Raw genomic sequence first — 24032 nt, 5'->3', positions numbered from 1 at the left:
ATGGCTCAGCCCAGTGGCTTGGCGCGGTTGGCGAGCGCAGCCATGCGTTGCGACAGTTCTTGCGCCAGGGCAAGGATCTGTTGCCCTTGTGTCTCTTCCTGGGCGCTGTCGCGTTCTCGTACCGGACGCACGCAACTGATGCTGCCGACGACCTTGCCATCGCCGTCGAAGATCGGCGCGGCCAGGCCATAGACGCCCGCGTCGACTTCACCTGCGCTGGCCACATAGCCTTGGCGACGCAGTTGCTGCAACGAGCGACGAAACGCTTCCCAGGTCTGGCCAAGTTGACTGGCGCGCACTTCATCGGGGTGGTCGAGAAACAGTTGGCTGTGTTGGCGCGAGGTCATGTTGGCGAGGATCGCCTTGGACGTCGCTCCCAGGAACAAGGGCCTGGGTGAACCACGGGAGTAGCTGACCTCACTGAACAGGTCCCCGTGTTGGTGAATGCACACAACCTGGTCCTTGAACAGCCGGCAGATCAGCCACACCTGTTGTTCGCTCCACTGCGGGAAGCCGGGCTCAAGCGATTGCGCGGCGCGTACGAGGGGGTCGCTCAGGCGCAGTTGGCGGTCCCAGGTAATGATTCGCGCGCCCAGGGCATAACGCCCGGCTTCGACCTGGAACAACAGGTTGGCTTCGGCCAATTCGCGCACGTAGCGGTAGATTGTCGAACGGGTAAAACCCAGGGCGCTGCCCATGTCGTCCACCGCCCAGATCGGGCTCTGTTCGGTGAACAGGTCGAGTACCCGCAACATGCGCTCCAGGCTCGAGCCTTTGCTGTCGCCATCCTGCTCGGGCAGGGCGTCAGGGGTGTGTAGGTTTTCCATGCTTATTGCTCGTCCACGATGTTGTTGCGCAGGGTGCCGATTCGAGCGATCTCGATCTCGACTTCGTCGCCTGGTTTCATCCATACCGGCGGCTCGCGGAACGCCCCGACGCCGCCGGTGGTGCCGGTGACAATCACGTCACCGGCGGCCAGTTCGGTGAAGGTGGAGCAGTACTCGATCAGTTGGCGCACATCGAAAATCATGTCGCTGGTACGGGTGTGCTGCATCACTTCGCCATTCAGGCGGGTGGTCAATTCCAGGTCCTGCGGATCGCCGATCTCGTCGCCGGTCACCAGCCAGGGGCCGAAACCGCCGGTGTTCGGGAAGTTCTTGCCGGGGACGAACTGAATGGTGTGCTTCTGCCAGTCGCGGACACTGCCGTCGTTGTAGCAGGCATAACCGGCGACGTAGTCCAGCGCGTCGGCCTGTTTGACGTGGCGGGCCGCTTTACCGATCACCACCGCCAGCTCGCCCTCGAAATCAAGCTTGTGGGACGCGGTCGGGCGAACGATGGGTTGCAGGTGGGCGGTCTGACTGTCGGCGAAGCGGGTAAAAATCATCGGATAGGTCGGCATTTCCCGACCGGTTTCGCGCACGTGGGTGGCGTAGTTGATACCGATGCAGAGCACTTTGCCCGGGTTCGGGATCACCGGCAGGAACGTCACGTCAGCCAAGGGGATACGCGGCAGGCGTGCCAGGCGCGCGGCGCCCAGTTCGTTCAGGCGATTGTGGCCGATGGCCTGCTTGAGATCGCTGCCAAGGGTTGGCTTGAGCGATTCCAGGTCGATGATTTGATCACCTTCGACCACACCGTAGCTACTACGGCCTTGGACAATAAAGCTTGCGAGTTTCATGGCGGTTCCTGGAGAGAGGGAGGGTGCAATGAGGGTTAATCTAGTCTTGCTATAAAATCCTGTAAAGTAGGATTTGTGCAAAAATCCTAAAATATGGAATTTATGTGTTTTTTTGGCGAGACTGTACCTTTGCCGGACTTGGGAGCCAAGGGAGGGGAGTCAGGCAGCCACCGCAGATGGCAGGGGCCGCCAGAGGTGCGCAAAAGGCTCTGAACGTGTGGGAGCGAGCTTGCTCGCGATGAGGCCAGCCAAGTTCAATACTCATGTAACTGAACCGCCGCCATCGCGAGCAAGCTCGCTCACAGGGATGGTGCTTAATTGACGGGCATCAGGGCCCGATGCCAATCAATCGCTCGGTGCCCAGCAGCCATGCAGCGACATGCGCATCCGGAAGGGAATCTTGATCCGGGCAATGGGGCCGCTGGCCATGTCACGGGTGTCCAGCACCACCAGTTCACTGCGCCCTTCGGCAATGAGGTTGAGCAGGGCAACCACGTAGCCATCGGCTTCCTCTGCATCCGCCGAGCGCGGTATGAAGATGGGTTCCTGGAAGCATCCGCTGTCGCCGGGAAACCAGGCGTCGGTGCGGCCTGTCTGCAGGTCCAGATGCGCCAGCAGGTTGAAAAACTGGAAGGGCATCGGTCCATTCGCCGAGCTGTAAGGCCGCTCAGGGTCAAAGGCGAGCAGGAACCCATGCCGGTATTTCCGACCGATGTAGCGATCATCACACCGTGGAAACTCGCAAGGATATGCCGTCAGTGGCTGCGGTCGAACGTCCTCCTGCGCGCCATTCAGGTCGAAGGTCCAGCGCATCAGGCTGGCGGCCAGGGTTTCAGGCGGTGGTACGTAGCCGTCGGCCTGGGGGAAGAAGTAGAAGATATTCCCGCCGGTGACCGGCATGTCCACGTACACCTTGCCGTCCTCATCGAACGCATTGAGCGTATGTCCCTGGAAACCGTCCTTGGGCCCCTTGAACCAGCGCACATCTTGCCCACGCCCGTTGCGCGGCACGATGGCGAACAGCTGGGGCAGGTCGGGTTGCCACTGGAAATGTGGCCCGCCGTTTTTCATGCGTTCGACGTCCACCGTCAACGGAATCAACGGGAACACGACGTAGCGTTCGGTCACCGCGAAATCATGCACCATCGCCGCATAAGGCGCCTGGAACCAGATCTCGTGCAGCAGCTTTCCGTCCGGCGAGATTTCGAAATAGGCCAGGTCGGGCGTGCCGTCGCCTTTGGCCTCATAACTGCAGGCCAGCAGGTTGCCTGTCACCGGATCGAGCTTGGGGTGGGCAGTGAACGTCGCGGCTTTGATCTGCCCGTCAAAGCTCCATTCACCGAGGGTCTCCAGGGTTTCGAGGTCCATCGCCCAAGGCAGGGCATCTTCCTTGAGCGCCAACAGGACGCCGTTGTGAGGGATAACGGTGGTGTTGGCGGTGGTGTTGTTTTTCGCCGCGAGGGGGTCATTGGTGTAGACGTTTCGATAGACGCCGTTGAGTGAACGCCCTTCACGGCGCTGGGCCAGCAGGCGATCGGTTTTCACGTAGCGGCGTCGCATCGAGACTTTGCCATTGGCGAAGTTGAAGCGGCTAACCACGCCGTCGCCGTTGAAAAAAATGTCGTTACCCAGCATGGGGGGGTACTGCGGGTCTGGCGCCACCTGATAAAAAGTCCCACAGATCGAAACAGGCAGGATGCCTTCGATCTCAAGATCGAACACCTCTGCTTCCACGCGGCTGGGCGTGTAGAGAGCACCGGAAAATTCAGGGGTTTGAGGGAATGGAATACTCATCAGGCAATCTCGTCAATGTGCGGGTTCGTTCAGGTTCAGGCCGATTGCGGGGACATCGCCGGTCCGGAAGGCTTCACGCCGCGGCGAAAGCGTGCAACGACCAGGCACGAGATCACCAAGGCTAGCAGATAGGCTGAGGCGGCCAGCCATCCGACCGCGCGCAAGTGTCCCTCGCCCACGACCAGTGCGGCGCCAAACGGGCCGAGTCCCTGGCCGATGAAAATCGCAGCGTTACCCAGGCCTGCCAATCGGCCGGAAGGGTCCAGTTCCGCCGCCATGGAAAGCAGGTAGGGCAGGCTGAAAAACCAGACCATATGGATCAGGCAGGCCGTGGTGATAAAAGCAACGGGACTGGTGCCATAGACCATGATCAAGGTCGCCAGCAATGCCGTGCCGAAGCTCAACAGTTGCGGAAACAGTAGGCCCAGGCGTCGTCCGATCAGCCCGGCCAGCGCGGCGCCAAGGGCACCGGCAAGGATGCTGCCGCCGAGGATGCCGCCAATCTGCTGGGGCTCCAGGCCGATGCTCTTGCCAATGCGTTCCTGGTACACCCACAGTGCCGAGTGGCCGAAGAACAGCAGGGCAAACAGCAGGATCAACAGCATGGCGGTGAGACCGAATGGCTGGATCGAGCCATTGGCCGCGCGATGGGCGTCCGGGTAGCGCTTGGGCACTCTCCAGCAACCCAGCGCCGCGAGCACGCTGGTGATCGCCAACAGGGAAAACGCGCCATTCACACCAAATGCTTGAAGGACCCGCGGCATGGAGGTCACCAGCAGCATGCCCCACAGCAGGTTGCCGATGTTGATGACCGCGAAGGTCGCATCCTTGGATGTACGCAGCGCTGCGGTGGCATAGACCACCGCCATGACCGCGCCGCCGCTGGCGCCGCAGATCATCCTGGAAATGACCAGTCCGGCCTGGCTGTGCAGTTGTGTGCTGGCCAGGTTACCCAATGCCAGGATCAACAAGGCCACCAGGGCGAAGCGACGCCGGTCGACGCTCGCCATGAACAGGGCGCAGACCCCGCAAGCGATGGCCATCGCCATGAGTTCAGCGGCGAAAAGAGCGCCGATTGCATTGAGCGGCAGGCCGAGTTGGTCAATCAAGGCACCGCCCAGGATCGGTTGGATCTGCAGTGTCCCCAGGGAAATGACCATCATCAGGCAGATGGCGCCCAGTGATTTTTTGCTGTCGATGGAGTCGAGTGCGTTCATGAAGCATCACCTCTGGTAAAGAGTCCGCTCATGCGTGAGCCGGCCTACACGTCAATCAGAACTTGTGGACGTAGCGAACCTGCACCTGGTAATCCGCTCGGGAGCGATTCTCGACGCCGGTTTCTTTATAGGTGTTGAGCCAGAAGGCTTTGTCTTCGGTGATTTTCCAGAACAGGCCCGGGCCAAAGCCCAGCACCTTTTCCCGGGAGTCGGTCAGGGTGTTGCCGTTGACCTTGTCATCCGAGATCTGCCGGAAGTAGTAGCCGTTGATGCCGACCGAGACCTTCGGAAACACTTCGTACGAAGCGGTGAAGTTGGCCCATGCCGACTGTCCTGACTGGGTGTCGTGCACCGTTTGCCCTTCAAAGAACTGCTGCGAACTGCTCGCCGGATCGTCGTTCTTGAAGTTGTACAGATAGTTCAGTCTCCAGCTCACTTCCCAACGGGGGGCCGGCATCCAGGTCGCTGCCCAGTAGGGGTTCAGGGAGAAGTGGTTGGAGCCTGGGTTCAGGTCTTTGTCTTTGTCGTACTTGCCTGTTGGCAGGATGGTGTCGAAGGCCATGCGCTGGACGAAAACCGGCCGGCCGCTGGCGTCGACGATCGGATCGAACTGGACCTGGGGCCCCACCGTGACATCGCCCAGGCCGGTAGCGTTGTCCTTGAGCTTGGCGCCGTTGTCACCGAAGTCGCCGTCCAGGGACACGACGGGAACCAGCAGGCTCCAACCCAGGTGTGCCCCTCCCACGAAAGTGTCGGGTGAGTAGTAGCTCAACTGATTGATCATCGTGATGACATTGATTTTCGGGTCATCGAAGGCGCCGTTTTTCTTGCCGCCGTTGGTCCTGATGCTGCTGGCGGTGCTGAACTTCAGGTAGGTCTGGTGAGTCAGCCCGGGTGGCCCCGCAAACCCGTCGTAGAAGCTGGTGCCGCCCAGGTTGATACCGCTGGGTTGGCTTACGGAAGGTGGAGGAGGGCCATCGGCGGCATGGGCGGCAAATGACGCGAAGCTGAGTGCCAGGCACGCTGGCAGGGATTTGGTCGGGCTCATTGAAGTGGCTCTATTCTTGGAATTGTGAGCGGGGGGGAATGTCCCCTGGCACTTCGACTTTAAGTCCCGGTGGTGGGTGATGCTTGAGCGCAACGGCCAGAGTTGACTGGGAGCGCCATGAACCGGGAGAAACCCGAGCGAGTTGCTCAGCCGCCAGAACCCTTTCTCCAGATAACTCATGCCCTGGTTGGCGTGGGCGAAATCGCGTTGTTGGATTCAGCCTGCGTTATCTTGGCTTGCCTGAGAAGCATGCCTTGTATGCGGTTTTTGCTCTGATGACGTTCGCTTTGGCGGGAACAGTGCTGGGGCCACATCCCAGCCGTTCAACTACACCCTGCTGGTATTTGCCACGCTGATTGGCCTGTTGGTGTTCGGCGAGCTACCAGCGAGCTTGCTCGCGAAGAGGTCGGCACATCCAGCATATTCATTGGCTGTGACCACGCATTCGCGAGCAAGCTCGCTCCCACATTTGATCTTCAGTGGACGTAAGCCCGGTTTAGAACCTGAAGCGCCCAACCAAGCCCTTGAGCTGACCGGAAATATCCGTCAGACGCCCCGAGCCGGTCTGTGCCGAGTGAGCGAACTCCTCGACCAACTGGGCATCGGCATGGATCTGCGCGATGTGCCGGTTGATGTCTTCGGCCACCTGGTGCTGCTCCTCTGCCGCTGTGGCGATCTGCGTATTCTGGTCGCGAATCGAGTCCACCGAGTTGCGGATCTTGTCGAAGCTGTCGCGGGCCTGTTGGATGCGTTCCACGCTGGTTTGCGACACTTGCAGGCTGCTTTGCATCTGTTGGGTGACTTCCTGGGTGCGCCGTGCGAGGTTGCCCAGCAGGCTGTCGATTTCGCCGGTGGAATCGGCGGTACGCCGTGCCAGCGCCCGGACTTCGTCAGCCACTACGGCAAACCCGCGACCTTGATCGCCGGCCCGTGCGGCTTCGATGGCGGCGTTGAGGGCCAACAGGTTGGTCTGCTCGGCGATCGAGCGAATGGTGTCGAGGATGGTGTTGATGTTCTTGCTGTCTTGTTCCAGCGCCTGCATGGTCTGGGTCGACTTTTGCAGGTCGTCGCTCAGTTTCATCACGCTGCCGGTGGCTTCGCCGATGTGATGCTGGCCATCGTGTACATCGCGATAGCCTTCGTCCGCGCTGGAGGCGGCCTGGCTGCAAGAGCGGGCCACTTCGTTGGCGGTGGCGACCATTTCGTTGAACGCGGTGCTCACCAGTTCCACCGCCTGGCGCTGGCGCCCGGCAGCGTCGTTCATGTTCTGGGCCACGTGGCTGGTATCGGCTGCGGCAGTTTGCAGGTCGGAAGAGGCGCTGCCGATGCGCTGCATCAGTTGCGCGATCATGCCCAGGAACTGGTTGAACCAGCCCGCCAGGGTGGCCGTTTCGTCCTTGCCTTGTACGGTGAGCTTGCGGGTGAGGTCGCCTTCACCTTCGGCGATTTCCTGCAGGCCATTGGCTACGCCGCGAATCGGCCGCACGATCACGCTGGCGAAACTGGCGCCCACCAAAGCGAACACCACGGCCAGTACGGCGGCAATGGCGGCGATCAGCCAAGTCAGGCTCGAAGCCCCGGCCATCACTTCATCGCGCTTGATCAGGCCGATGAAGCGCCAGCCCAACCCTTTGGAGCTGACCACGTTGGCCATGTAGGGCACGCCGTCGATCTCGATCTGGGTCACGCCATCACTGCTTTTGGCCAGCTCGGCATAGTTGGGCCCAAGGTCGGCCAGCGGCTTGAAGTTGTGCTTGGCATCGGCGGCGTCCACCAGGACGTTGCCGTTGGCTTCCACCAGCATCAGGTAGCCGCTTTCACCCAGCTTGATGTTCTTGACCAGTTCGGTCAGTTGCTTGAGCGACACGTCCAGGCCCACAACGCCCACCAGCTTGCCGCTGGCGTCGGCAATCGTGTGTACGATCCCAATCAGCGACACGTCGTCCGGCGCCCAGTAGTAGGCGTCAGTACGCACGGTGTTGCCAGGCGAGGCGACGGCCGCCTTGTACCATGGACGCACGCGTGGGTCGTAGTTGGAGATCTTGGGATCGTCAGGCCAGCTGGCGTAGCCGCCATCGGCCAACCCCACGGAAAGATAGGCGGTGGTTGGATGGCTCTTGGCGAATCTGTCGAAAATCTCCAAAAGCTGCTTGTTGTTTTCCGGCAGGGGCGTTTGCGCGGCGTCGGCGCCGGAATAGTTTTTCAGGTCTTTGGCGGCGACGATGCGCGGGTCCTTGGCAAAGAACTCGACGTTCTGGCTGATGCCATCGAAAAACTGCTTCATGCCGTTGTCGATCTGGCGAATCTCACGACCACTGCTGTCCAGGAAGTTGGCTTTTGCGGCGTCGCGCAGGTTCAGCACGACAAGCACCGCCACCAGGATAACCGGGAGGCAGGCGATGGCCGCGAACGCCCATGTCAGCTTCTGTTTGATATTCATGACTTCTCCCGCGGAATATTTTTAAGTGTTGGAACGGCGGAAACAGCAGTGCTTGGCGTTGCGAGTCTCTGGAAAGGAAAAGCGCCCATGCCTACTGACAGTGTATCGACCAAAGTCGTAGGCACTTGAGGCCTTCCATTATGGCGCGGACCGACCGGTAGACGGCGCAGGCGCGATTGCAGCCGGCTTGACTAGCCTGGAAGATAGCGTGGTTTGCTCTGCGCCTCGCCCTACGGCTCAAGGCACCCAAGCGCAGCCAATCATCATCGTCTTTGATGTATTAACGAGGCCCTATGCCAAGCGCATTCGAGAGCGTACTCAAAAACAAGAACATGGCTTATCGACCGCTCGGATCAGCCCCCGCCAGCCAGGTGCCGATCCGCGTCGCGTTTGTATTGATGGATAATTTCTCGATGATGTCCTTCACCGGTGCCGTGGACGCGCTGGTGACCGCCAATCTGATGAGCGACATGCCCCTCTATGAAGTGCTGACGGTGGGGGTTTCAGGTGGGCAAGTCACGAGCGACCTGGGCATTGTCATCTCGACCGACATCGAACTGGCGCAGATGCCGGAAAACCTGGACGTGCTGATTGTCGCCGGGGGCTTTCGCGTGAAGTTGCAAGGCCATCCCTTGCTGCGGCGCAAGCTGCGCGCCAACGCGGCGTCTGGGACGATACTGGGAGGACTGTGGAACGGCGTCTTCTTTGTGGCCGATGCCAATCTGCTGGACGGTTTCGAATGCGCTGTCCACCCGGAAAGTCGCGCCATGATGGCCGAGGTGTTTCCCCATGTGAAGGTGTCCAGCCGGGCCTATGTCGTTGACCGGGAGCGGGTCAGTTGCGCGGGTGCCAACAGTTCGCTGCGCATGATGCTCCAATTGATTCGCCAGACGGGCGGGGCGGCGCTCGTGGGCGCCATCGAGGAAATTCTTCGTTGTGACGAGTCAGGCGATGATGCGACGGACTTGCCTCCGGTCTTCGTCGAAACCGACCCGACGTTGCCGGAAAGCCTCAAGCTGGCTCTTGAACTGATGTGGCAAAACGTAGAAGAGCCGTTGACCATCGATGAGCTGGCGGCATGCGTCAAGATTTCCAAGCGGCAGTTGGAGCGGCGGTTCTGCAGTTTTCTCGGTGCGACGCCCACGCGCTATTACTTGGAACTGCGCTTGACGCGTGCCCGCCAGCTCATCCAGCAAACCAATCGATCCGTGACCGAAATCGCCGTGGCGACGGGTTTCGTCAGCTCCCCGCACTTCCAGCGTCGTTTCCGGGATTTTTTTGGTGTGCCGCCTGGTAGCTATCGCTCGAAATCGGAGCGCAAACAAACCGTGCGATGAAGACGCAGGCGGATCAGAGATGAGTTTTCAGGGAGCAGAGGGCATTGCCGCGCCGTAGCGCGGGAGCTATGTGGGGGCAAGCTTCACTCCCACAGTTCCTGCGCGACGAATACAAGTCAGGTGTTATCGTCTGTTTGTGTTTCGGTGGGCAGGTCTTCAGTTTGTGGCGCGGCTTTCGAAGCGGTCAAGGAGGTGTCGTTGCACAACGCTTTTCCGACTTCGTCGGCTATCGAGCCATCGATGATTCTTCCTTCCATCTGGTCGAACTGAGCTTTTTCCACCCCTGAAAGACTGTTGTACATCCCCATGTGCCGAACATTGCGGTTGGCGCAGTCGAGTTCAAGCTTCGTGTAGTTGGTGAAGTAAGTGCCCGATCTTTGTACGGTGGCCTGGATGGTTGAACCGCTGTCGACAAACGAAACGATGGAGTACACGGCATCCGAATCATCGTAGAGGTACTTGATGTTCTGGACGTCCGCAGCCGCACTGCACGCAATAGAGAGTAACGCGAGGGATATAACGGTTTTCATGCTTTCTTCCGTGAATAAGCAAGTCAGGAGAGTTGATGGCAAAGTGAAATTATTTTGCCTTGATGCGTGCATCGGGTCAATTTGCGTTGGATAGTATCCAATGACCATTGGTCAGAAATGAAACTATTATGGGAACTTTATAGGCCGGCCTGGCTCGTGGCAACAGACGAATACATTTGAGGCGGCCCGGTGATTCTCTCCTAATGCGCGATCCCTCCATTATCAAAGCCTGGATTATTCAGGTTGCCTGACTTTTTTTAGATGTTTTTCGCCTGAAATACGTTGTTGATCATGGATTCAGGACTTTCGAATCTTTCTTGGCGTTATGCGCAAGATAAGTCTTGTGGGAGCTGGCCCGCTCCCACAAGGGTTCATGGGGTTGCTTCAGGGCATCTGTGGCAGTTCCTGCGGCCGCAGATCGAACACCAGCACTTCGGCATCCTTGCCGTTGTTCAAGGTCAGGATTTGTTCCTCGCGCACCCGCACGCCATCACCTTCCTCTAGAGGTATGCCATTGAGCTCGACAGCGCCTCGTGCCACGTGCACATAGGCATAGCGTTCTGGCGCCAGGGCCAGGGTGGCGCTTTGCTCGCCATCGAACAGCCCGGCGTAGACCCGTGCATCCTGGCGCACTTGGAGCGAGCCGTCGGTGCCGTCAGGGGAGATGATCAATTGCAGGCGACTGCGCTTCTGCTCGCTGCTGAAATGCTTCTGTTGGTAGCGTGGTGTTGCACCGCTGACGTTGGGCACGATCCAGATCTGCAGGAAGTGCACCAGCTCGTCCGCGCTATGGTTGAACTCGCTGTGGGCCACGCCGCTGCCGGCGCTCATCAACTGCACGTCACCCGGGCGAATGACCGAGCCTGTGCCGAGCGTGTCCTTGTGTTCCAGCGCCCCTTCGAGCACATAGGAAAAGATCTCCATGTCCCGGTGGGGATGCTGGCCGAAACCCTTGGCGGCGGCGACCCGGTCATCGTTGATGACCAGCAGGTCGGAGAAGCCTTGTTCGTTGAGGTCGCGGTAGCTGGCGAACGAGAAGGTGTGAAACGAGGTCAGCCAGCCGTGGCGGGCAATGCCGCGGTCCGAAGCTTTGCGAAGGGTCAGCATGGTCAATTCTCCTGATGTCTGTGGGCGACGACTGGGCCGTTCGCCGGGTTCAGAAGAAGGTTAATGGTTATCCAGATGTTCAATAAGCGGGTGGAAAACGAAAGACTGTCCGCTACTGGTGGACAATCGAGAGTGCCTACCGGCGGGTGCTTCGCTTCGACATAATGCTGACGAGAAACCCTGTGCGAGCTTGCTCGCGATAGCGTCGGGTCAATTGGAATTGATGCGACTGACTCACCGCTATCGCGAGCAAGCCCCCACAGGGGGGCATTTATAGTTTCTGGATCTTTTTGGCGTCTTTTTAAATGAAAACCGTTGCAATAGTGCTGTTCCCGGATTTTTTGCTGCTCGACATGGCCGGGCCCCTGGAGGTGTTTTCCATCGCCAATCGTTACCTCGCAGCGGATCAGCGTTATCAATTGCTGACCCTGGGAACCGAGCGTGGGCCGTTGCGAGCGTCCAACGGTGTGTCGGTGCAGGCCGATATCCATATCGACCAGGCATGGGCGGCCTATGACGTGTTGCTGGTACCGGGCGGGCCGGGGGCCTATAACGACCAGCATCCGGGGCTGCACCACTGGTTGCGGGCCGCGGCGCAACGGGCTACGCGCTACGGCTCGATCTGCACCGGGGCCTTTGTGCTCGGTGAGGCGGGCTTGCTTGACGGTTATCGCGTCACCACCCACTGGCATTACACTGAACGCCTGATCCAACGTTTCCCCAGGGCCCTGGTGGAAACCGACAAGATCTTCCTGCAGGACCGGCGCCTGATCACCTCCGGTGGCGTCACCGCCGGGATCGACCTGGCCTTGTCCATCGTCGCTCAGGATCACGGTCGCAAAGTCGCGTTGGACGTGGCCAAGGTGCTGCTGGTGGTGATGAAACGCCAGGGCGGACAGGCGCAGTTCAGCCCCTCGGTGGCGGCGGTGTCGACGCAGGAATCGGCCATTACCCGCGTGCAGAATCATGTGATGGAACATCTGGAAGAACCCTTCACCATCGAGCGCATGGCCGCGTTGGCCGCCATGAGTGCGCGGCATTTCGCCCGGGTCTTCGCCCGTGAAGTGAAGATGACACCCATGGAGTTCCTGCAAGGCGCGCGCATTGACCGCGCGCGTCAGTTGCTGGAAACCACCGACCTGCCACTCAAGACCGTGGCGTTTCGCAGCGGCTTCGGCAGCGTGCGGCACATGCGCTTTTTGTTCGGTGAAAAGCTCGGCCTGACCCCGGTGCAGTATCGCCAGCAGTTCAGTTGAGCCATCGGTGTCCGTCCAGGGCACTGTGATGTCCGTGGCGCTCCCTGTGCCAGCATTGTCCTGAGGCCTGCGCCTGCCAAGATAACGGCGAACCCTTTGGAAAGGATGCGCAGGAGCCAGGGCAGCCGTGTTCGGTGAATCCGCACACTGACGCTCGCACCGGTTATCCGGCGCTGGATCGCCCATGAACAGTTTCGTCAAACCCGATAGCGAGCCGGCGGTGAGCTTCGGTCCGTTTGTCTTCTACCGGCAGCAGCGGCTGGTCACCCGTGACGGCCAGCCCCTCGCACTGGGCGGTCGTGCCCTGGATGTCCTGCAGGTGCTGGTGGAGCACGCCGGCCAGTACGTCAGCAAGCAAACACTCATCGCCCACGTCTGGCCGGACAGCGTCGTGGAGGCCATCAACCTGCGGGTGCACATTGCGGCGCTGCGGCGGGCGTTCGGTGATGGGCGGGGCGGCGCTCGCTACATTCTCAATCATCCTCGACAAGGCTATTGCCTTGCGCTGCCCCTGATAGCGCAAGAACGCGTTGAGTCGCCTTTCAGTCCACAAACCGAGCGACACAACCTGCCCAGGCGCTTGAACCCGGTGGTGGGTCGCGACAAAGTCCTGGGGCGGTTGCTGGCGCAAGTGCCCCGTCAAGCCGTGACCACCGTGACCGGCCCCGGCGGGGTCGGCAAGACCACCGTGGTGGTGCGGGTGGCGGAACTGCTGCTCGAACACTTTAAGGACGGTGCCTGGTTCGTTGACCTGGCGGCCGTCAACGATCCCTCACAAGTGGTGGCGCAAGTGGCCGGTGTGCTGGGCGTGGAGCAGGGGGCTTTGGCCCGCTCTCTCGAACCCTGTCGGATGTTGCTGGTGCTCGACGGTTGCGAGCACCTGCTCGATGCTTGTCGGGAGCTGGTCCAGGCAGTGGCTGCGGCGCCCGGGGTGTCGTTGCTGGTCAGCAGTCGCGCACCCTTGGACTTGCCCGACGAAAGAATTGTGTCACTGCCGGGCCTGGCCGTGGCGTCGCCCCTGGAACCGGAGCACCAGATCGAGGCATGCCCGGCGGTGCAGTTGCTGATCGAGCGGGTCGGCGCCCGGCAGCAGGGCTTCAGGCCGGGTGGGCGCGACTGGCGGACGCTTGCGCAGATCTGCCAGCGCCTGGACGGATTGCCGCTGGCGTTGGAATTGGCGGCGGCCCAAGTCGATGCCTTGGGAGTGGCAGGGGTTCTGGAACAACTGGGTCACGGTTTATCCCTCTTGAGCCATGGGCGGCGTACGGCGGTGGCCCGGCACCGCAGCCTGGAGGCGGTGTTGGACTCGAGTTTCGAGCGTTTGAGCACTGACGAAAAAACCGCATTCCAGCGTCTGGCGGTGTTCGAGGGGCCGTTTACGCTCAAGGCGGCGCTGGCCGTGATCAGTTGCGCTGAGCTGAGTGTCGGGCAATTACCCTCGCTGCTGTCGCGGCTGGTGGGCGCGTCACTGCTGATGGTCGAGCCGCTTGCCGAAGGGGGGCGCTTCCATCTGCTCCACACCACTCGCGCCTATGCCATGGACAAACTGCGACGCAGTGGCCAGTGGCCTGTGTTTCATCGGCGTTACGTGTTGCAAGGCGCATGGGGAGTCCGGCATTCAAGGCCCCAACCGTCAAGTCAGCGCCTGGAGCAGCGCGCTGGCTTCCAATAGGTCGGGGGTCTCGAAACCTTCGGTGAAGCGTCGATAGACCGGGTCGAGCAGCGCCTGCGCGGCATGCACCTGCCCTTGGCGCTGCCACAAACGGGCCAGGGACGTGGCGCTGCGCAGTTCCCAGGCCAGGGCCTGGTGACGACGGGCGATGCCCAGGGCGGCCAGCAGTTGCGCTTCGGCTGCTTCTTCCAGAGACGGTTCGTCCCGGGCCAGCAAAGTCTCGGCATCGGCCCGCAGGATCTCCGCCGAACACCAACCCGCGGCGCCACTGCGCGCCCGTTCGATTTGCGCCGGGCTGACGAAGTCGCTGCGCAGGGTGACGGCGATGTCCTGGATCAAGCCGTTTGTCGGGCATGTTGCCAGGGGCTGGCCATCGAATGTGCGTTCGTAATGGCAAGCCCAGTCATGGAACAGCATCACCGAATGTTTCTTGGCCTGCTGCTTCAACAGGTCGAGCCTTTCCCGGGCAATCGAATGATCGCCGGTGTAGTGGGCGATCACGCAACCGGCCAGCGCCAAGGTGTAGCAGATCGAAATGCCGTGGTTGATCTGCAAGGCGATTTGCAGCGCCAGGTTGGCTGTACGCCGGGCTTTCTCGGCAAAACCTTGCAGCCAGAGGATGCGCGCCAGAACCGTCAGCGTGGCCACGCTCTGATCGTATTGCACGCCGAAGCCGTGGCTGAAGCGGCTGAGGTGACCGCTCTGGGCCAGGCGCTGGATCACCTGTTCGGCTTCGCGCCGCGCCGCGCCCTGGTCGCCGGTGAAATGCAACGCCAGCACCCGCAGGCGTTGGGTGCTCAAGGACAGGGTCGGGTCGCCCTGCAAGCCCAACCGGTCGAAATCCCGGCTGTGTGCCAGGGCCTGTTGGTAGTCGCCGCAACTGAGGTCGACGGTCATTTGCCCGGACACGGCCCGCAGTTCGCCGGCCAGTTCCTGGCATTGCCGGGCCAGTTGCCGGGCCGTGGCGAAGGCGCGGACCGTGGCCGGCGTGCCGCCCTCGGTGTGGTAGTTGAAACTGGCGTGGGCCAGTTCCAGGGCGAGGGTCAAGCGCGGGCATGGCGCGGGGCTGGCCCGCAATAATTGCAGCGCTTTGTTGACGTAGAGGCCGTGTTCCTTGAGCAGCGACAGCTCCTGCCAGAGGGGCAGGGTACGGGCGGTCAGGCGGATCGCGATGGCGTGTGAACCTTGCGGGCCCAAGCCGCGGTCGAGCGCTGCGCGGATATCGTCGCGATAGTCGGCGTAGCGGGTGATCCACAGTCGGGTGGGGGTGTTTTCCCAATCGCTTTCCGCTTGTCCCATGAGCGCCAGGCAGCGCTCGGCATGGCGTTCCTGGCTGGCCGCCAGCTCCCCGGCTTCGGCCAGTTGCTCCAAGGCATAACGGCGGGTGGTGTCCAACAGGCGATAGCGCACCTCTTCGTCGCCTATCTCTACATTGAGCAACGATTTGGCGACCAGCTGGCTGACCGACACCAGCACCTGGTCGGGCGCGACATGCTGGCCGACGATCACTGCGGCGGCCGAGGCCAGGTTGAAACTGCCCATGAACACCGCCAGCCGCCGCAGGCAGGTCTGCTCGCAGGCCGTGAGCAATGCGAAGCTCCAGTCCAGCGTGGCGCGCAGGGTTTGCTGGCGCGGGGCGGCGTCGGCGTCGTTGTGAAGCAGGGCGACGCTGTCTTGCAGTTGCTGGTGAAGCTCCTCCAGGGTGAAACGGCCGATTTGCGCGGCAGCCAGCTCGATGGCCAAGGGAATGCCATCCAGCCGTCGGCAGATGTCGATCACCAACGGCACCTCGCGGTCGCTCAGTTCGAAGTCGTCACGGCTGGCCAGCGCGCGCTCGGCAAACAGTTGCAGCGCCGGGTATTCCAGGGCGGGATAGCCTTCGATGGGCATTTCCCGGGGCGGGAACGCCAGGGCATCCAGGCGCTGTACGTGTTCGCCTTCGGCGCGCAGGCCTTCGCGGCTGGTGGCCAGGATGTGCAGGTGAGGGGCGCCGCGCAGCAGGGTTTCGGCGAGCAGGGCGATGGCGTCGATCAGGTGCTCGCAGTTGTCGATGACCAGCAGCAGATGCCGCTCCTTGAGCTGCCGGGCGATGGCGTCCAGCGGATCACCGTCCTGCAGTGGCAGGTCGAGCAATGCGCACAGGTTGGGGGCGATCATGGCCGCGTCGTTGAGCGATGCCAGGTCCAGCAGATGAGTGCCGTCACGGTACTGGCCGATCAGCCGTTCAGCGACTCGCAGGGCAACGGTGGTCTTGCCGATGCCGCCGGTACCGACCAAGGTAATGAAGCGTTTTCGCGGTAGCTGGGCCACCAGGTTTTCCACCAGGGCCTGGCGTCCGATCATGCGGGTGCGCTGCAGCGGTAGGTTGCGCGTCAAAGACGGATGAGGGATGTGCGCCCATTGGTCGAGCGGTTCGAATGACAGCGGCGCGACAAAACTGTAGCCGCGCTGCGCCACGGTGACGATGTAGCGCTGCCCGGCCTGGCCATCCCCGAGGGCTTTGCGCAGTGCCGCGACGTGCACGCGCAGGTTGGTATCTTCCACCACGCTCCTGGGCCAGACCCGGGCGATCAGTTGCTGCTTGCTCACCACCTCGCCAGCGTGCTCGAGCAGCACCAGCAGAATCTCCACGGCCCGCCTGCCCAGGCGCAACGGTTGCCCACCCTCGAGCACCAGCCGCTGGCGAGGATGGACCCGGTAAGGGCCGAAGTGCACCGTCTGTTCGACGGGCAGGCTGAGGTATTGGCTCATGTTGCTCTCAATGTTCTGGTCGCGGTGCCTGGGCTTTACCCGAGCATATTCCTCAGGTTTTGCGTCAAGCGCAACGGCGCGGGCTTTCCTGCCAGGCACAGACTTCTGTGGCGAGGGGATTTATCCCCGTTGGGCTGCGAAGCGGCCCCCAAAACCCAAACTCCAGTCAGCCTGACACACCGACATGTCGCTTTTGGGGCTGCTGCGCAGCCCAGCGGGGATAAATCCCCTCGCCACAAAAGCAGTCTCCATCAGGGTTTTTAACACTTCAGTTCCGAAAAAATTAACAACGTTTAACTCACGCAGATGCCTCCCATGGCCGGACCATAAAGCGATCCACCCACCTCAAGGAGTCACGTCATGAGCACCTTCATTACCCGCGACGGCACCGAGATTTACTACAAGGACTGGGGCAGTGGTCAACCGGTGGTCTTCAGCCACGGCTGGCCGTTGAACTCGGACAGTTGGGAAGCGCAGATGATGTTCCTGGCGTCCAAGGGCTACCGGGTGATCGCCCATGACCGCCGTGGGCACGGGCGTTCCAGCCAGCCCTGGGACGGCAACGACATGGACACCTATGCCGATGACCTGGCCGAGCTGATCGAGCGGCTGGACTTGAAGGACGCGGTGTTGCTCGGCTTCTCCACCGGCGGTGGCGAAGTGGCGCGCTACATCGGCCGCCATGGGGCTGCCCGTGTCGCCAAGCTCGGCCTGATTTCGGCGGTGACGCCGCTGATGCTCAAGACCCCGGCCAACCCCGGCGGTCTGCCTGTGGAGGTGTTCGACGGTTTCCGCCAGGCCTCCCTGGCCGACCGTTCTCAGCTATACAAAGATGTGGCCAGCGCGTTTTTCGGTGCCAACCGTCCGGGCGCCAAAGTCTCCCAAGGCATGATCGACTGGTTCTGGATGCAGGGCATGCTCGCCGGCCACAAGAACACCTATGACTGCATCAAGGCGTTCTCGGAGACCGATCTTTCCGAAGACCTGCGCAACATCGACGTGCCGACCCTGGTGGTCCATGGCGATGACGATCAGGTGGTCCCCATCGAGACCGCCGGCATCGCCGCCGCCAAATTGCTGAAGAACTCGCAGTTGCTGGTATACCCGGGCGCGCCCCACGGGCTGACCGATACCCACAAGGACCGATTGAACGCCGACCTGCTGGCGTTCATTCAGGGCTGATCAAGCCACACACCTGTGGGAGCGAGCTTGCTCCGGGCGGCGTTCCGACGATGGCGGCGCAACAGTCAACATCGCCGCCGACTGACACCCGGCTATCGCGAGCAAGCTCGCTCCCACAGGATCGGTATTCGACAGGACCAACACCCATGAACCGCAACGATTTACGCCGCCTCGACATGAACCTGCTGGTGATCTTCGAGGCGCTGATGTTCGAGAAAAACCTGACCCGCGTCGCCGAAAAACTGTTCATGGGCCAGCCGGCGGTGAGCGCGGCGCTGGGGCGGCTGCGGGATCTGTTCGATGATCCGTTGCTGATCCGCCACGGTCGCGGCATGGAGCCGACGCCGCGGGCCCTGGCGATCCTGCAAGAGCTGCAACCGGCCATGGACACCATCTCCGGCGCGGTCAGCCGGGCCAAGGCGTTCGATCCGTCCACCAGTTGCGACGTGTTTCGTATCGGTCTGTCCGACGATGCCGAATTCGGCCTGTTTCCACCGTTGTTGAGCCAACTGCGCGAAGAGGCGCCGGGGATCATCGTGGTGGTGCGCCGGGCCAATTTCCTGCTGATGTCGTCGCTGCTGGCCAGCGGTGAAATCAGCGTCGGTGTCAGCTACACCACCGATCTGCCGGCCAATGCCAAACGCAAGAAACTGCGGGACATCCCTTGCAAAGTCTTGCGTGGCGACCAGCGCCCGGGGCCGCTGACCCTGGACGAGTACTGCTCGCGTCCCCACGCCATGGTCTCGTTCTCGGGCGACCTGAGCGGCAACATCGACCTGGACCTGGCCCGCATCGGCCGGACCCGCAAAGTGGTGCTGGCGGTGCCGCAATTCAGCGGGTTACGGGCCTTGCTGGCCGGCACCGAGCTGATCGCCACCGTGCCCGACTACGCCGCCTGCGCGCTGGTGGAAGGCTGCGCGCTGCGCGCCGAGGACCCTCCGTTCGAGATCAATGCCGCCGAGCTGTCGATGGTCTGGAGCGGGGTGCATGACAACGACCCGGCCGAGCGCTGGCTGCGTTCGCGCATTGCCAGCCACATGTCCCAACCGCTGCCAGCGGCGGCCTCGATCGCCGCGCACGGAGCCCACCGATGAACATGACCGATGAGCGCCCGTGGCAGGACCTGGGCTTGTTGTTCCTGCGCCTGAGTAGCGCGTTGTTTTTGCTGTGGGTCCATGGGTTGCCGAAGCTGTTGCACTACAGCGTCGAACTGACCCGCATCGAAGACCCGTTTCACTTGGGTGCAGCACCGACCCTGATCCTGGCGATTTTCGCCGAGGTGCTGTGTCCGCTGCTGATCATGGCCGGTGTGCTGGTGCGCCTGGCGTGCCTGCCGATCCTGTTTCTCCTGGCGGTGGCGCTGCTGGTGGTGCACCCGCAATGGAGCCTGGAAGAGGGGCAGTTCGGCTGGTTGCTGCTGATCATATTTACCAGCGTGTTCATCGCCGGGCCCGGGCGCCTGGCAATCAACACGCGTTTTGTTGGAGTGCTTCGCCATGTCTGAATCTCAAGCCATTGAATCCCCCGTGAGCCCGGCCAAACCCGGCTTCGATGAAATCGTGACCCTGGTGGTCAAGCACCGGATCAAGGCCGGCCAGGACGTGGCGTACGAGGCCTGGTTACGCCGCATCGTGCGCGTGGCCGGTCAATGGCCGGGCCACCTGGGCGTGGACGTAGTGCGCGGCAAACTGGGTGGGTTGTCGCTGTTCACCTGCGTGCTGCGCTTCTGCTCCACCGAAGCCATGCAACGCTGGCTGGACTCACCCGAGCGCCGCGAGCTGGTGGAAGAGGCCGCGCCGCTGTTGGCCGATGGCGACCAGACTGAAGTCGCCTCGCACAAGGAATTCTGGTTCGCTCCGCTGGCCGATGCCGCCACGCCACCGCCGCGCTGGAAGCAGGCCGTGGTGACGCTGCTGGTCATCCTGCCGCACACCTTGCTGGTGCCGTTGCTCTGGGGTCCGGTGCTGCAACTCAACGCCTTTCTGTCGAACTACGTGGTTGCCACGTTTTTGATCACCCTGACCATCGTGCTCTCGGTCTGCTACGTGTGCATGCCGCTGGCGACCCGTGTGTTCGCACCTTGGCTGGAAGCCTCGAAAGCTCACGAACAGCTGAAACCATAAGCGTTATCACATTGTGCTGGCGAGCGCTCTTGTGGCGAGGGGATTTATCCCCGCTGGACTGCGAAGCAGTCCTGAAAGAGCGGCCGCTACGCGACCGAGCGGGGATAAATCCCCTCGCCACACATTCTATTTTTGATAGTTGAAGGAAAAACCTATGAACGCCGATCTGATTTTGTTCAATGGCCAGTTCCATACCGTCGACCGCGAGAAGCCCCGCGCCAGCGCTGTCGCCATCAGCCAGGGCCGCTTCGTCGCGGTGGGCACCGATGCCGAAGCCATGGCCTTGCGAGGCAGCGGCACCCAGGTCATCGACCTCAAGGGCCGTACCGTCATCCCCGGGCTCAACGACTCGCACCTGCACTTGATCCGTGGCGGCCTGAACTACAACCTGGAGCTGCGCTGGGAGGGCGTGCCATCCCTGGCCGATGCCTTGCGCATGCTCAAGGACCAGGCCGACCGCACGCCAACGCCACAGTGGGTGCGCGTGGTCGGCGGCTGGAACGAATTCCAGTTCGCCGAAAAACGCATGCCGACCCTGGAAGAACTGAACCAGGCCGCTCCCGATACGCCGGTGTTCGTGCTGCACCTGTATGACCGTGCCTTGCTCAACCGTGCCGCGCTGCGGGTGGCCGGCTACACCCGTGACACGCCGAACCCGCCGGGTGGCGAGATCGTGCGTGACAGCAAGGGCGAACCCACCGGCATGTTGGTGGCGCGGCCCAACGCGATGATCCTTTATTCGACGCTGGCGAAAGGGCCGAAGCTGCCGCTGGAGTACCAGGTCAACTCCACTCGCCAATTCATGCGTGAACTCAATCGCCTGGGCCTGACCAGTGCCATCGATGCTGGCGGCGGCTTCCAGAACTACCCGGACGACTATGCGGTGATCGAGCAGTTGGCCCGCGAGCAGCAGTTGACGGTGCGCATCGCCTACAACCTGTTCACCCAGAAGCCCAAGGAAGAACTCAGCGATTTCAAGAACTGGACCGGCAGCGTCAAGTTGCACCAGGGCGATGATTTCCTGCGGCACAACGGCGCCGGTGAAATGCTGGTGTTCTCGGCGGCGGATTTCGAAGATTTCCTCGAACCGCGTCCGGACCTGCCGCCCGGCATGGAGCAGGACCTGGAACCGGTGGTCCGCCACCTGGTGGAACAGCGCTGGCCGTTCCGCCTGCACGCCACCTATGACGAATCCATCAGCCGCATGCTCGACGTGTTCGAGAAGGTCAACCGTGACATCCCGTTCAATGGCTTGCCGTGGTTCTTCGACCACGCCGAAACCATCACGCCGAAGAACATCGAGCGCGTACGGGCGTTGGGCGGCGGCATTGCGATCCAGGACCGCATGGCCTTCCAGGGTGAATACTTCGTCGACCGCTACGGCGCCAAGGCCGCCGAAGCCACGCCGCCGATCAAGCGCATGCTCGCCGAAGGCGTGCCGGTGGGCGCCGGCACCGACGCCACCCGCGTCTCCAGCTACAACCCCTGGACCTCGCTGTACTGGATGGTCAGCGGGCGCACGGTCGGCGGCCTTTCGTTGCACGAAGAGGGCTTGCCGCGCCTGACCGCTTTAGAACTGTTCACCCATGGCAGCGCCTGGTTCTCGTCGGAGCAGGGCAAGAAAGGCCAGATCAAGGTCGGTCAACTGGCGGACCTGGCAGCCCTGAGCGCGGACTTCTTCAGCGTCGAGGAAGAAGCCATCAAGTGGATCGAGTCGGTACTGACGGTGGTCGACGGCAAGGTGGTGTACGCCGCCGGCGACTTCGAAAAGCTCGGGCCGGCCAGCGTCCCGGTGCTGCCGGACTGGTCGCCGGTGGTCAAGGTCCCGGGCCACTGGCGCCCGACCTCACCGTTGCAGGCCCAGGTCCACCAGTGCAGCGGCCCGTGCACGGTGCATGCCCACAGCCATGAACGGGCGCGGTTGTCGAACGTCCCGGTCAGCGATTTCCAAGGCTTCTGGGGCGCGTTTGGCTGTTCCTGCTTTGCCTTTTGACTAACGCACCGATTCATCCCTGTGGGAGCGAGCTTGCTCGCGATGGCGGCGGAACATTCAACGTCGCCGCCGCCTGACACTCCGCTATCGCGAGCAAGCTCGCTCCCACAAGTTTTTGTAACATCCATCCCAAAGGAGTTATCCCATGAGCAACGTTCCCGCCTACAACCGTCTGAACAAAGACGACGCGGTCGTCCTGCTGGTCGATCACCAGACCGGCCTGATTTCCCTGGTCCAGGACTTCTCGCCCAACGAGTTCAAGAACAACGTGCTGGCCTTGGCTGACTTGGCAAAGTTCTTCGAACTGCCGACCATCCTGACCACCAGCTTCGAAAAAGGCCCTAACGGTCCGATCGTGCCGGAGCTCAAGGAAATGTTCCCGGACGCGCCGTACATCCCACGTCCAGGCCAGATCAATGCCTGGGACAACGAAGACTTCGTCAAGGCGATCAAGGCCACCGGCCGCAAGCAACTGATCATCGCCGGTGTGGTCACCGATGTCTGCGTGGCGTTCCCGACCCTGTCGGCGCTGGCCGAAGGTTTCGACGTGTTCGTCGTCACCGACGCCTCGGGTACGTTCAACGAAACCGTGCAACAGGCCGCCTGGGTACGCATGACCGCTGCCGGCGCGCAGATGATGAACTGGTTCTCGGTGGCCTGTGAGCTGCACCGCGACTGGCGCAACGACATCGAAGGCCTGGGCAACCTGCTGTCCCAGCGCATTCCGAACTACCGCAACCTGATGAACAGCTACTCGGCGCTGACGGCCAAGTAAGCTGCTTTCTTGCTGAACGGATGCCCGCCAATGTGCGGGCATCTTTTTGGCTGGCAATTAACCTTGTGGCGAGGGGATTTATCCCCGCTGGGTTGCGCAGCGGCCCCAAAGTCAGTCAACCAGTTGTGTCAGAATGTGCCCATGATTCATTACCGGGTCTGCTGCGCAGCCCAGCGGGGATAAATCCCCTCGCCACAGTTCTGTGTTCGGCTGACACCTTCCGTCTACTTGGAAAGAAATGAACCCCTTCGAAGAAATGCGCATCTTTGCCCAGGTCATGGAGTCGGGCAGTTTCACCGCCGCAGCGGAAAAACTGGGGCTGTCCAAGCAGTTCGTCAGCCGCAAGCTGATGGAACTGGAACAGCGCCTGGGCGTGCGCCTGCTCAATCGCTCGACCCGGCGGCTGGATGTCACGCCCCTGGGCCAGCGCTATCACCAAGCGGCGCTGCGTCTGCTCAATGAGCTCGAACAGGTGGAGCAGGGCATCAGCGGCCAGACCCGCGAGCCCCGCGGCACCATTCGGCTCAGCGCACCGCTGTCCTTCGCCATGGCGCATCTGGGCAGCCTGTTGCCGCTGTTCTTGCAGCGCTATCCGGGCGTCAGCGTCGAAGTGGACCTGAGCGACCGTTCGGTGGATCTGCTGGGGGAGGGTTATGACCTGGCGCTGCGCATCGGCGTGCTGGAGGATTCGACGCTGATTGCCCGGCGTATCGCGACTATCGAGCGGGTGTACTGCGCCAGCCCCGCCTACCTGGCACAAAAAGGCACACCCGCGCGGCCTGAAGACCTGCGCAATCACGACTGCTTGCCCTATGGTCACAGCCGTCAGGTGCAGTGGCGTTTCGTGGGGGCCGGCAAACCGCTGACCCTGGAGGTCACGGGACGCATGCGCGCCAATAACGGGGATTTGCTCAGGGACGCGGCCATCGCCGGCATGGGCATCACCTATCTGCCTGCTTTCATCCTCGGCGATGCCTTGAAGGATGGGCGGCTGATCAAGGTCCTGGAAGGCTTCGAGACCGAACCGTTGGCGCTGTCGGCGGTGTATCCCCAGCATCGGCAAAGTGCACGCCCGGTGCAGGCGTTGGTGGAATTCCTGCGTGAACAAATGCAATAAAGCGCCGCA

19 protein-coding genes and 1 pseudogene are annotated in these 24032 nt (G+C 61.8%); 10 read left to right on the top strand and 10 right to left on the bottom strand.

The annotated features are described in order from the left end of the window. Positions 1 to 5: 5 nt before the first annotated feature. From BT116_RS02380 to BT116_RS31715, 7 genes and pseudogenes are all read right to left on the bottom strand, one after another. On the bottom strand, positions 6 to 827 hold the full coding sequence (locus tag BT116_RS02380; protein ID WP_072339683.1) for an IclR family transcriptional regulator: 822 nt from the start codon (positions 825 to 827) through the stop codon (positions 6 to 8). A gap of 2 nt (positions 828 to 829) precedes the next feature. Then, positions 830 to 1681, bottom strand: coding sequence for a fumarylacetoacetate hydrolase family protein (locus BT116_RS02375; RefSeq protein ID WP_072339681.1), 852 nt, complete (start codon positions 1679 to 1681; stop codon positions 830 to 832). Positions 1682 to 2026: 345 nt separating this feature from the next. After that, the gene (locus BT116_RS02370) at positions 2027 to 3475 is read right to left on the bottom strand and encodes a carotenoid oxygenase family protein (protein ID WP_072339679.1); all 1449 of its coding nucleotides are present in this window, start codon (positions 3473 to 3475) and stop codon (positions 2027 to 2029) included. Between the two features lie 35 nt (positions 3476 to 3510). After that, on the bottom strand, positions 3511 to 4692 hold the full coding sequence (locus tag BT116_RS02365) for an MFS transporter (protein ID WP_072339677.1): 1182 nt from the start codon (positions 4690 to 4692) through the stop codon (positions 3511 to 3513). A gap of 55 nt (positions 4693 to 4747) precedes the next feature. Beyond that, a complete protein-coding gene (locus tag BT116_RS02360) occupies positions 4748 to 5740 on the bottom strand; it encodes a SphA family protein (protein WP_072339675.1) in 993 nt (330 codons plus the stop codon). Positions 5741 to 6236: 496 nt separating this feature from the next. Beyond that, positions 6237 to 7004, bottom strand: a complete 768-nt coding sequence (locus tag BT116_RS31720; RefSeq protein WP_371856145.1) for a methyl-accepting chemotaxis protein — start codon at positions 7002 to 7004, stop codon at positions 6237 to 6239. 93 nt (positions 7005 to 7097) lie between these two features. Then, positions 7098 to 8180: pseudogene (locus BT116_RS31715) on the bottom strand (cache domain-containing protein); the annotation flags it as partial. Between the two features lie 293 nt (positions 8181 to 8473). On the opposite strand from BT116_RS31715, the gene BT116_RS02350 reads away from it, so the two are divergent. Further along, positions 8474 to 9517 carry a GlxA family transcriptional regulator gene (locus tag BT116_RS02350; RefSeq protein WP_072339671.1) on the top strand — a complete coding sequence of 348 codons (1044 nt, stop codon included), beginning with the start codon at positions 8474 to 8476 and terminating at the stop codon, positions 9515 to 9517. A 116-nt stretch (positions 9518 to 9633) separates the two neighbouring features. Here BT116_RS02350 and BT116_RS02345 read toward each other — a convergent pair whose 3' ends face one another. Then, positions 9634 to 10047: a hypothetical protein gene (locus tag BT116_RS02345; RefSeq protein ID WP_072339669.1), complete on the bottom strand. Its 414-nt coding sequence runs from the start codon at positions 10045 to 10047 to the stop codon at positions 9634 to 9636. Positions 10048 to 10431: 384 nt separating this feature from the next. Then, positions 10432 to 11154 (bottom strand): pirin family protein, encoded by a 723-nt coding sequence (locus tag BT116_RS02340; protein WP_072339667.1) that lies wholly within the window; start codon positions 11152 to 11154, stop codon positions 10432 to 10434. A gap of 305 nt (positions 11155 to 11459) precedes the next feature. Here BT116_RS02340 and BT116_RS02335 point away from each other — a divergent pair, with 305 nt between their 5' ends. Both BT116_RS02335 and BT116_RS02330 read left to right on the top strand, forming a co-directional pair. After that, positions 11460 to 12410: a GlxA family transcriptional regulator gene (locus tag BT116_RS02335; RefSeq protein WP_072339665.1), complete on the top strand. Its 951-nt coding sequence runs from the start codon at positions 11460 to 11462 to the stop codon at positions 12408 to 12410. Positions 12411 to 12594: 184 nt separating this feature from the next. Beyond that, positions 12595 to 14082, top strand: coding sequence for an ATP-binding protein (locus BT116_RS02330; protein WP_072339663.1), 1488 nt, complete (start codon positions 12595 to 12597; stop codon positions 14080 to 14082). Here BT116_RS02330 and BT116_RS02325 read toward each other — a convergent pair. Further along, positions 14044 to 16833, bottom strand: coding sequence for an ATP-binding protein (locus BT116_RS02325; protein ID WP_072339661.1), 2790 nt, complete (start codon positions 16831 to 16833; stop codon positions 14044 to 14046). The two genes, BT116_RS02330 and BT116_RS02325, sit on opposite strands and share 39 nt — an antisense overlap. A 360-nt stretch (positions 16834 to 17193) precedes the next feature. On the opposite strand from BT116_RS02325, the gene BT116_RS02320 reads away from it, so the two are divergent. From BT116_RS02320 to BT116_RS02290, 7 genes are all read left to right on the top strand, one after another. Continuing rightward, positions 17194 to 18015, top strand: coding sequence for an alpha/beta fold hydrolase (locus BT116_RS02320; protein ID WP_072339659.1), 822 nt, complete (start codon positions 17194 to 17196; stop codon positions 18013 to 18015). A 146-nt stretch (positions 18016 to 18161) separates the two neighbouring features. Next, a complete protein-coding gene (locus BT116_RS02315) occupies positions 18162 to 19109 on the top strand; it encodes a LysR family transcriptional regulator (protein WP_072339657.1) in 948 nt (315 codons plus the stop codon). Further along, positions 19106 to 19519: a DoxX family protein gene (locus tag BT116_RS02310; RefSeq protein WP_072339655.1), complete on the top strand. Its 414-nt coding sequence runs from the start codon at positions 19106 to 19108 to the stop codon at positions 19517 to 19519. The genes BT116_RS02315 and BT116_RS02310 overlap by 4 nt, the downstream gene beginning before the upstream one ends. Then, positions 19512 to 20138 (top strand): antibiotic biosynthesis monooxygenase, encoded by a 627-nt coding sequence (locus BT116_RS02305; protein ID WP_072339653.1) that lies wholly within the window; start codon positions 19512 to 19514, stop codon positions 20136 to 20138. The genes BT116_RS02310 and BT116_RS02305 overlap by 8 nt, the downstream gene beginning before the upstream one ends. A gap of 154 nt (positions 20139 to 20292) precedes the next feature. Continuing rightward, positions 20293 to 22131, top strand: coding sequence for an amidohydrolase (locus tag BT116_RS02300; RefSeq protein ID WP_024617381.1), 1839 nt, complete (start codon positions 20293 to 20295; stop codon positions 22129 to 22131). Positions 22132 to 22276: 145 nt separating this feature from the next. Further along, positions 22277 to 22906 (top strand): isochorismate family cysteine hydrolase YcaC, encoded by a 630-nt coding sequence (gene ycaC / locus BT116_RS02295; RefSeq protein WP_003203400.1) that lies wholly within the window; start codon positions 22277 to 22279, stop codon positions 22904 to 22906. Positions 22907 to 23144: 238 nt separating this feature from the next. Then, the gene (locus BT116_RS02290; RefSeq protein WP_072339651.1) at positions 23145 to 24023 is read left to right on the top strand and encodes a LysR family transcriptional regulator; all 879 of its coding nucleotides are present in this window, start codon (positions 23145 to 23147) and stop codon (positions 24021 to 24023) included. The last annotated feature ends 9 nt before the right edge of the window (positions 24024 to 24032 follow it).

Origin of the sequence: Pseudomonas sp. NFACC16-2 (genome assembly GCF_900119205.1) — a bacterium.
Classification (GTDB): Bacteria; Pseudomonadota; Gammaproteobacteria; order Pseudomonadales; family Pseudomonadaceae; genus Aquipseudomonas; species Aquipseudomonas fluorescens_Q.
Note: the sequence above shows the minus strand (reverse complement) of the source record. Positions and strands in the feature narration are given on the sequence as shown.

Excerpts from the sequence above, each read along its gene's own strand:
- BT116_RS02360 (WP_072339675.1), bottom strand. The coding sequence starts at position 5,740 with ATGAGCCCGACCAAATCCCTGCCAGCGTGCCTGGCACTCAGCTTCGCG.
- BT116_RS02315 (WP_072339657.1), top strand. The coding sequence starts at position 18,162 with ATGAACCGCAACGATTTACGCCGCCTCGACATGAACCTGCTGGTGATC.
- BT116_RS02290 (WP_072339651.1), top strand. The coding sequence starts at position 23,145 with ATGAACCCCTTCGAAGAAATGCGCATCTTTGCCCAGGTCATGGAGTCG.
- BT116_RS02330 (WP_072339663.1), top strand. The coding sequence starts at position 12,595 with ATGAACAGTTTCGTCAAACCCGATAGCGAGCCGGCGGTGAGCTTCGGT.
- BT116_RS02320 (WP_072339659.1), top strand. The coding sequence starts at position 17,194 with ATGAGCACCTTCATTACCCGCGACGGCACCGAGATTTACTACAAGGAC.
- BT116_RS02310 (WP_072339655.1), top strand. The coding sequence starts at position 19,106 with ATGAACATGACCGATGAGCGCCCGTGGCAGGACCTGGGCTTGTTGTTC.
- BT116_RS02375 (WP_072339681.1), bottom strand. The coding sequence starts at position 1,681 with ATGAAACTCGCAAGCTTTATTGTCCAAGGCCGTAGTAGCTACGGTGTG.
- ycaC (WP_003203400.1), top strand. The coding sequence starts at position 22,277 with ATGAGCAACGTTCCCGCCTACAACCGTCTGAACAAAGACGACGCGGTC.
- BT116_RS02325 (WP_072339661.1), bottom strand. The coding sequence starts at position 16,833 with ATGAGCCAATACCTCAGCCTGCCCGTCGAACAGACGGTGCACTTCGGC.
- BT116_RS02335 (WP_072339665.1), top strand. The coding sequence starts at position 11,460 with ATGAAAACCGTTGCAATAGTGCTGTTCCCGGATTTTTTGCTGCTCGAC.
- BT116_RS02380 (WP_072339683.1), bottom strand. The coding sequence starts at position 827 with ATGGAAAACCTACACACCCCTGACGCCCTGCCCGAGCAGGATGGCGAC.
- BT116_RS02365 (WP_072339677.1), bottom strand. The coding sequence starts at position 4,692 with ATGAACGCACTCGACTCCATCGACAGCAAAAAATCACTGGGCGCCATC.
- BT116_RS02305 (WP_072339653.1), top strand. The coding sequence starts at position 19,512 with ATGTCTGAATCTCAAGCCATTGAATCCCCCGTGAGCCCGGCCAAACCC.
- BT116_RS02345 (WP_072339669.1), bottom strand. The coding sequence starts at position 10,047 with ATGAAAACCGTTATATCCCTCGCGTTACTCTCTATTGCGTGCAGTGCG.
- BT116_RS02370 (WP_072339679.1), bottom strand. The coding sequence starts at position 3,475 with ATGAGTATTCCATTCCCTCAAACCCCTGAATTTTCCGGTGCTCTCTAC.
- BT116_RS31720 (WP_371856145.1), bottom strand. The coding sequence starts at position 7,004 with ATGAACGACGCTGCCGGGCGCCAGCGCCAGGCGGTGGAACTGGTGAGC.
- BT116_RS02350 (WP_072339671.1), top strand. The coding sequence starts at position 8,474 with ATGCCAAGCGCATTCGAGAGCGTACTCAAAAACAAGAACATGGCTTAT.
- BT116_RS02340 (WP_072339667.1), bottom strand. The coding sequence starts at position 11,154 with ATGCTGACCCTTCGCAAAGCTTCGGACCGCGGCATTGCCCGCCACGGC.
- BT116_RS02300 (WP_024617381.1), top strand. The coding sequence starts at position 20,293 with ATGAACGCCGATCTGATTTTGTTCAATGGCCAGTTCCATACCGTCGAC.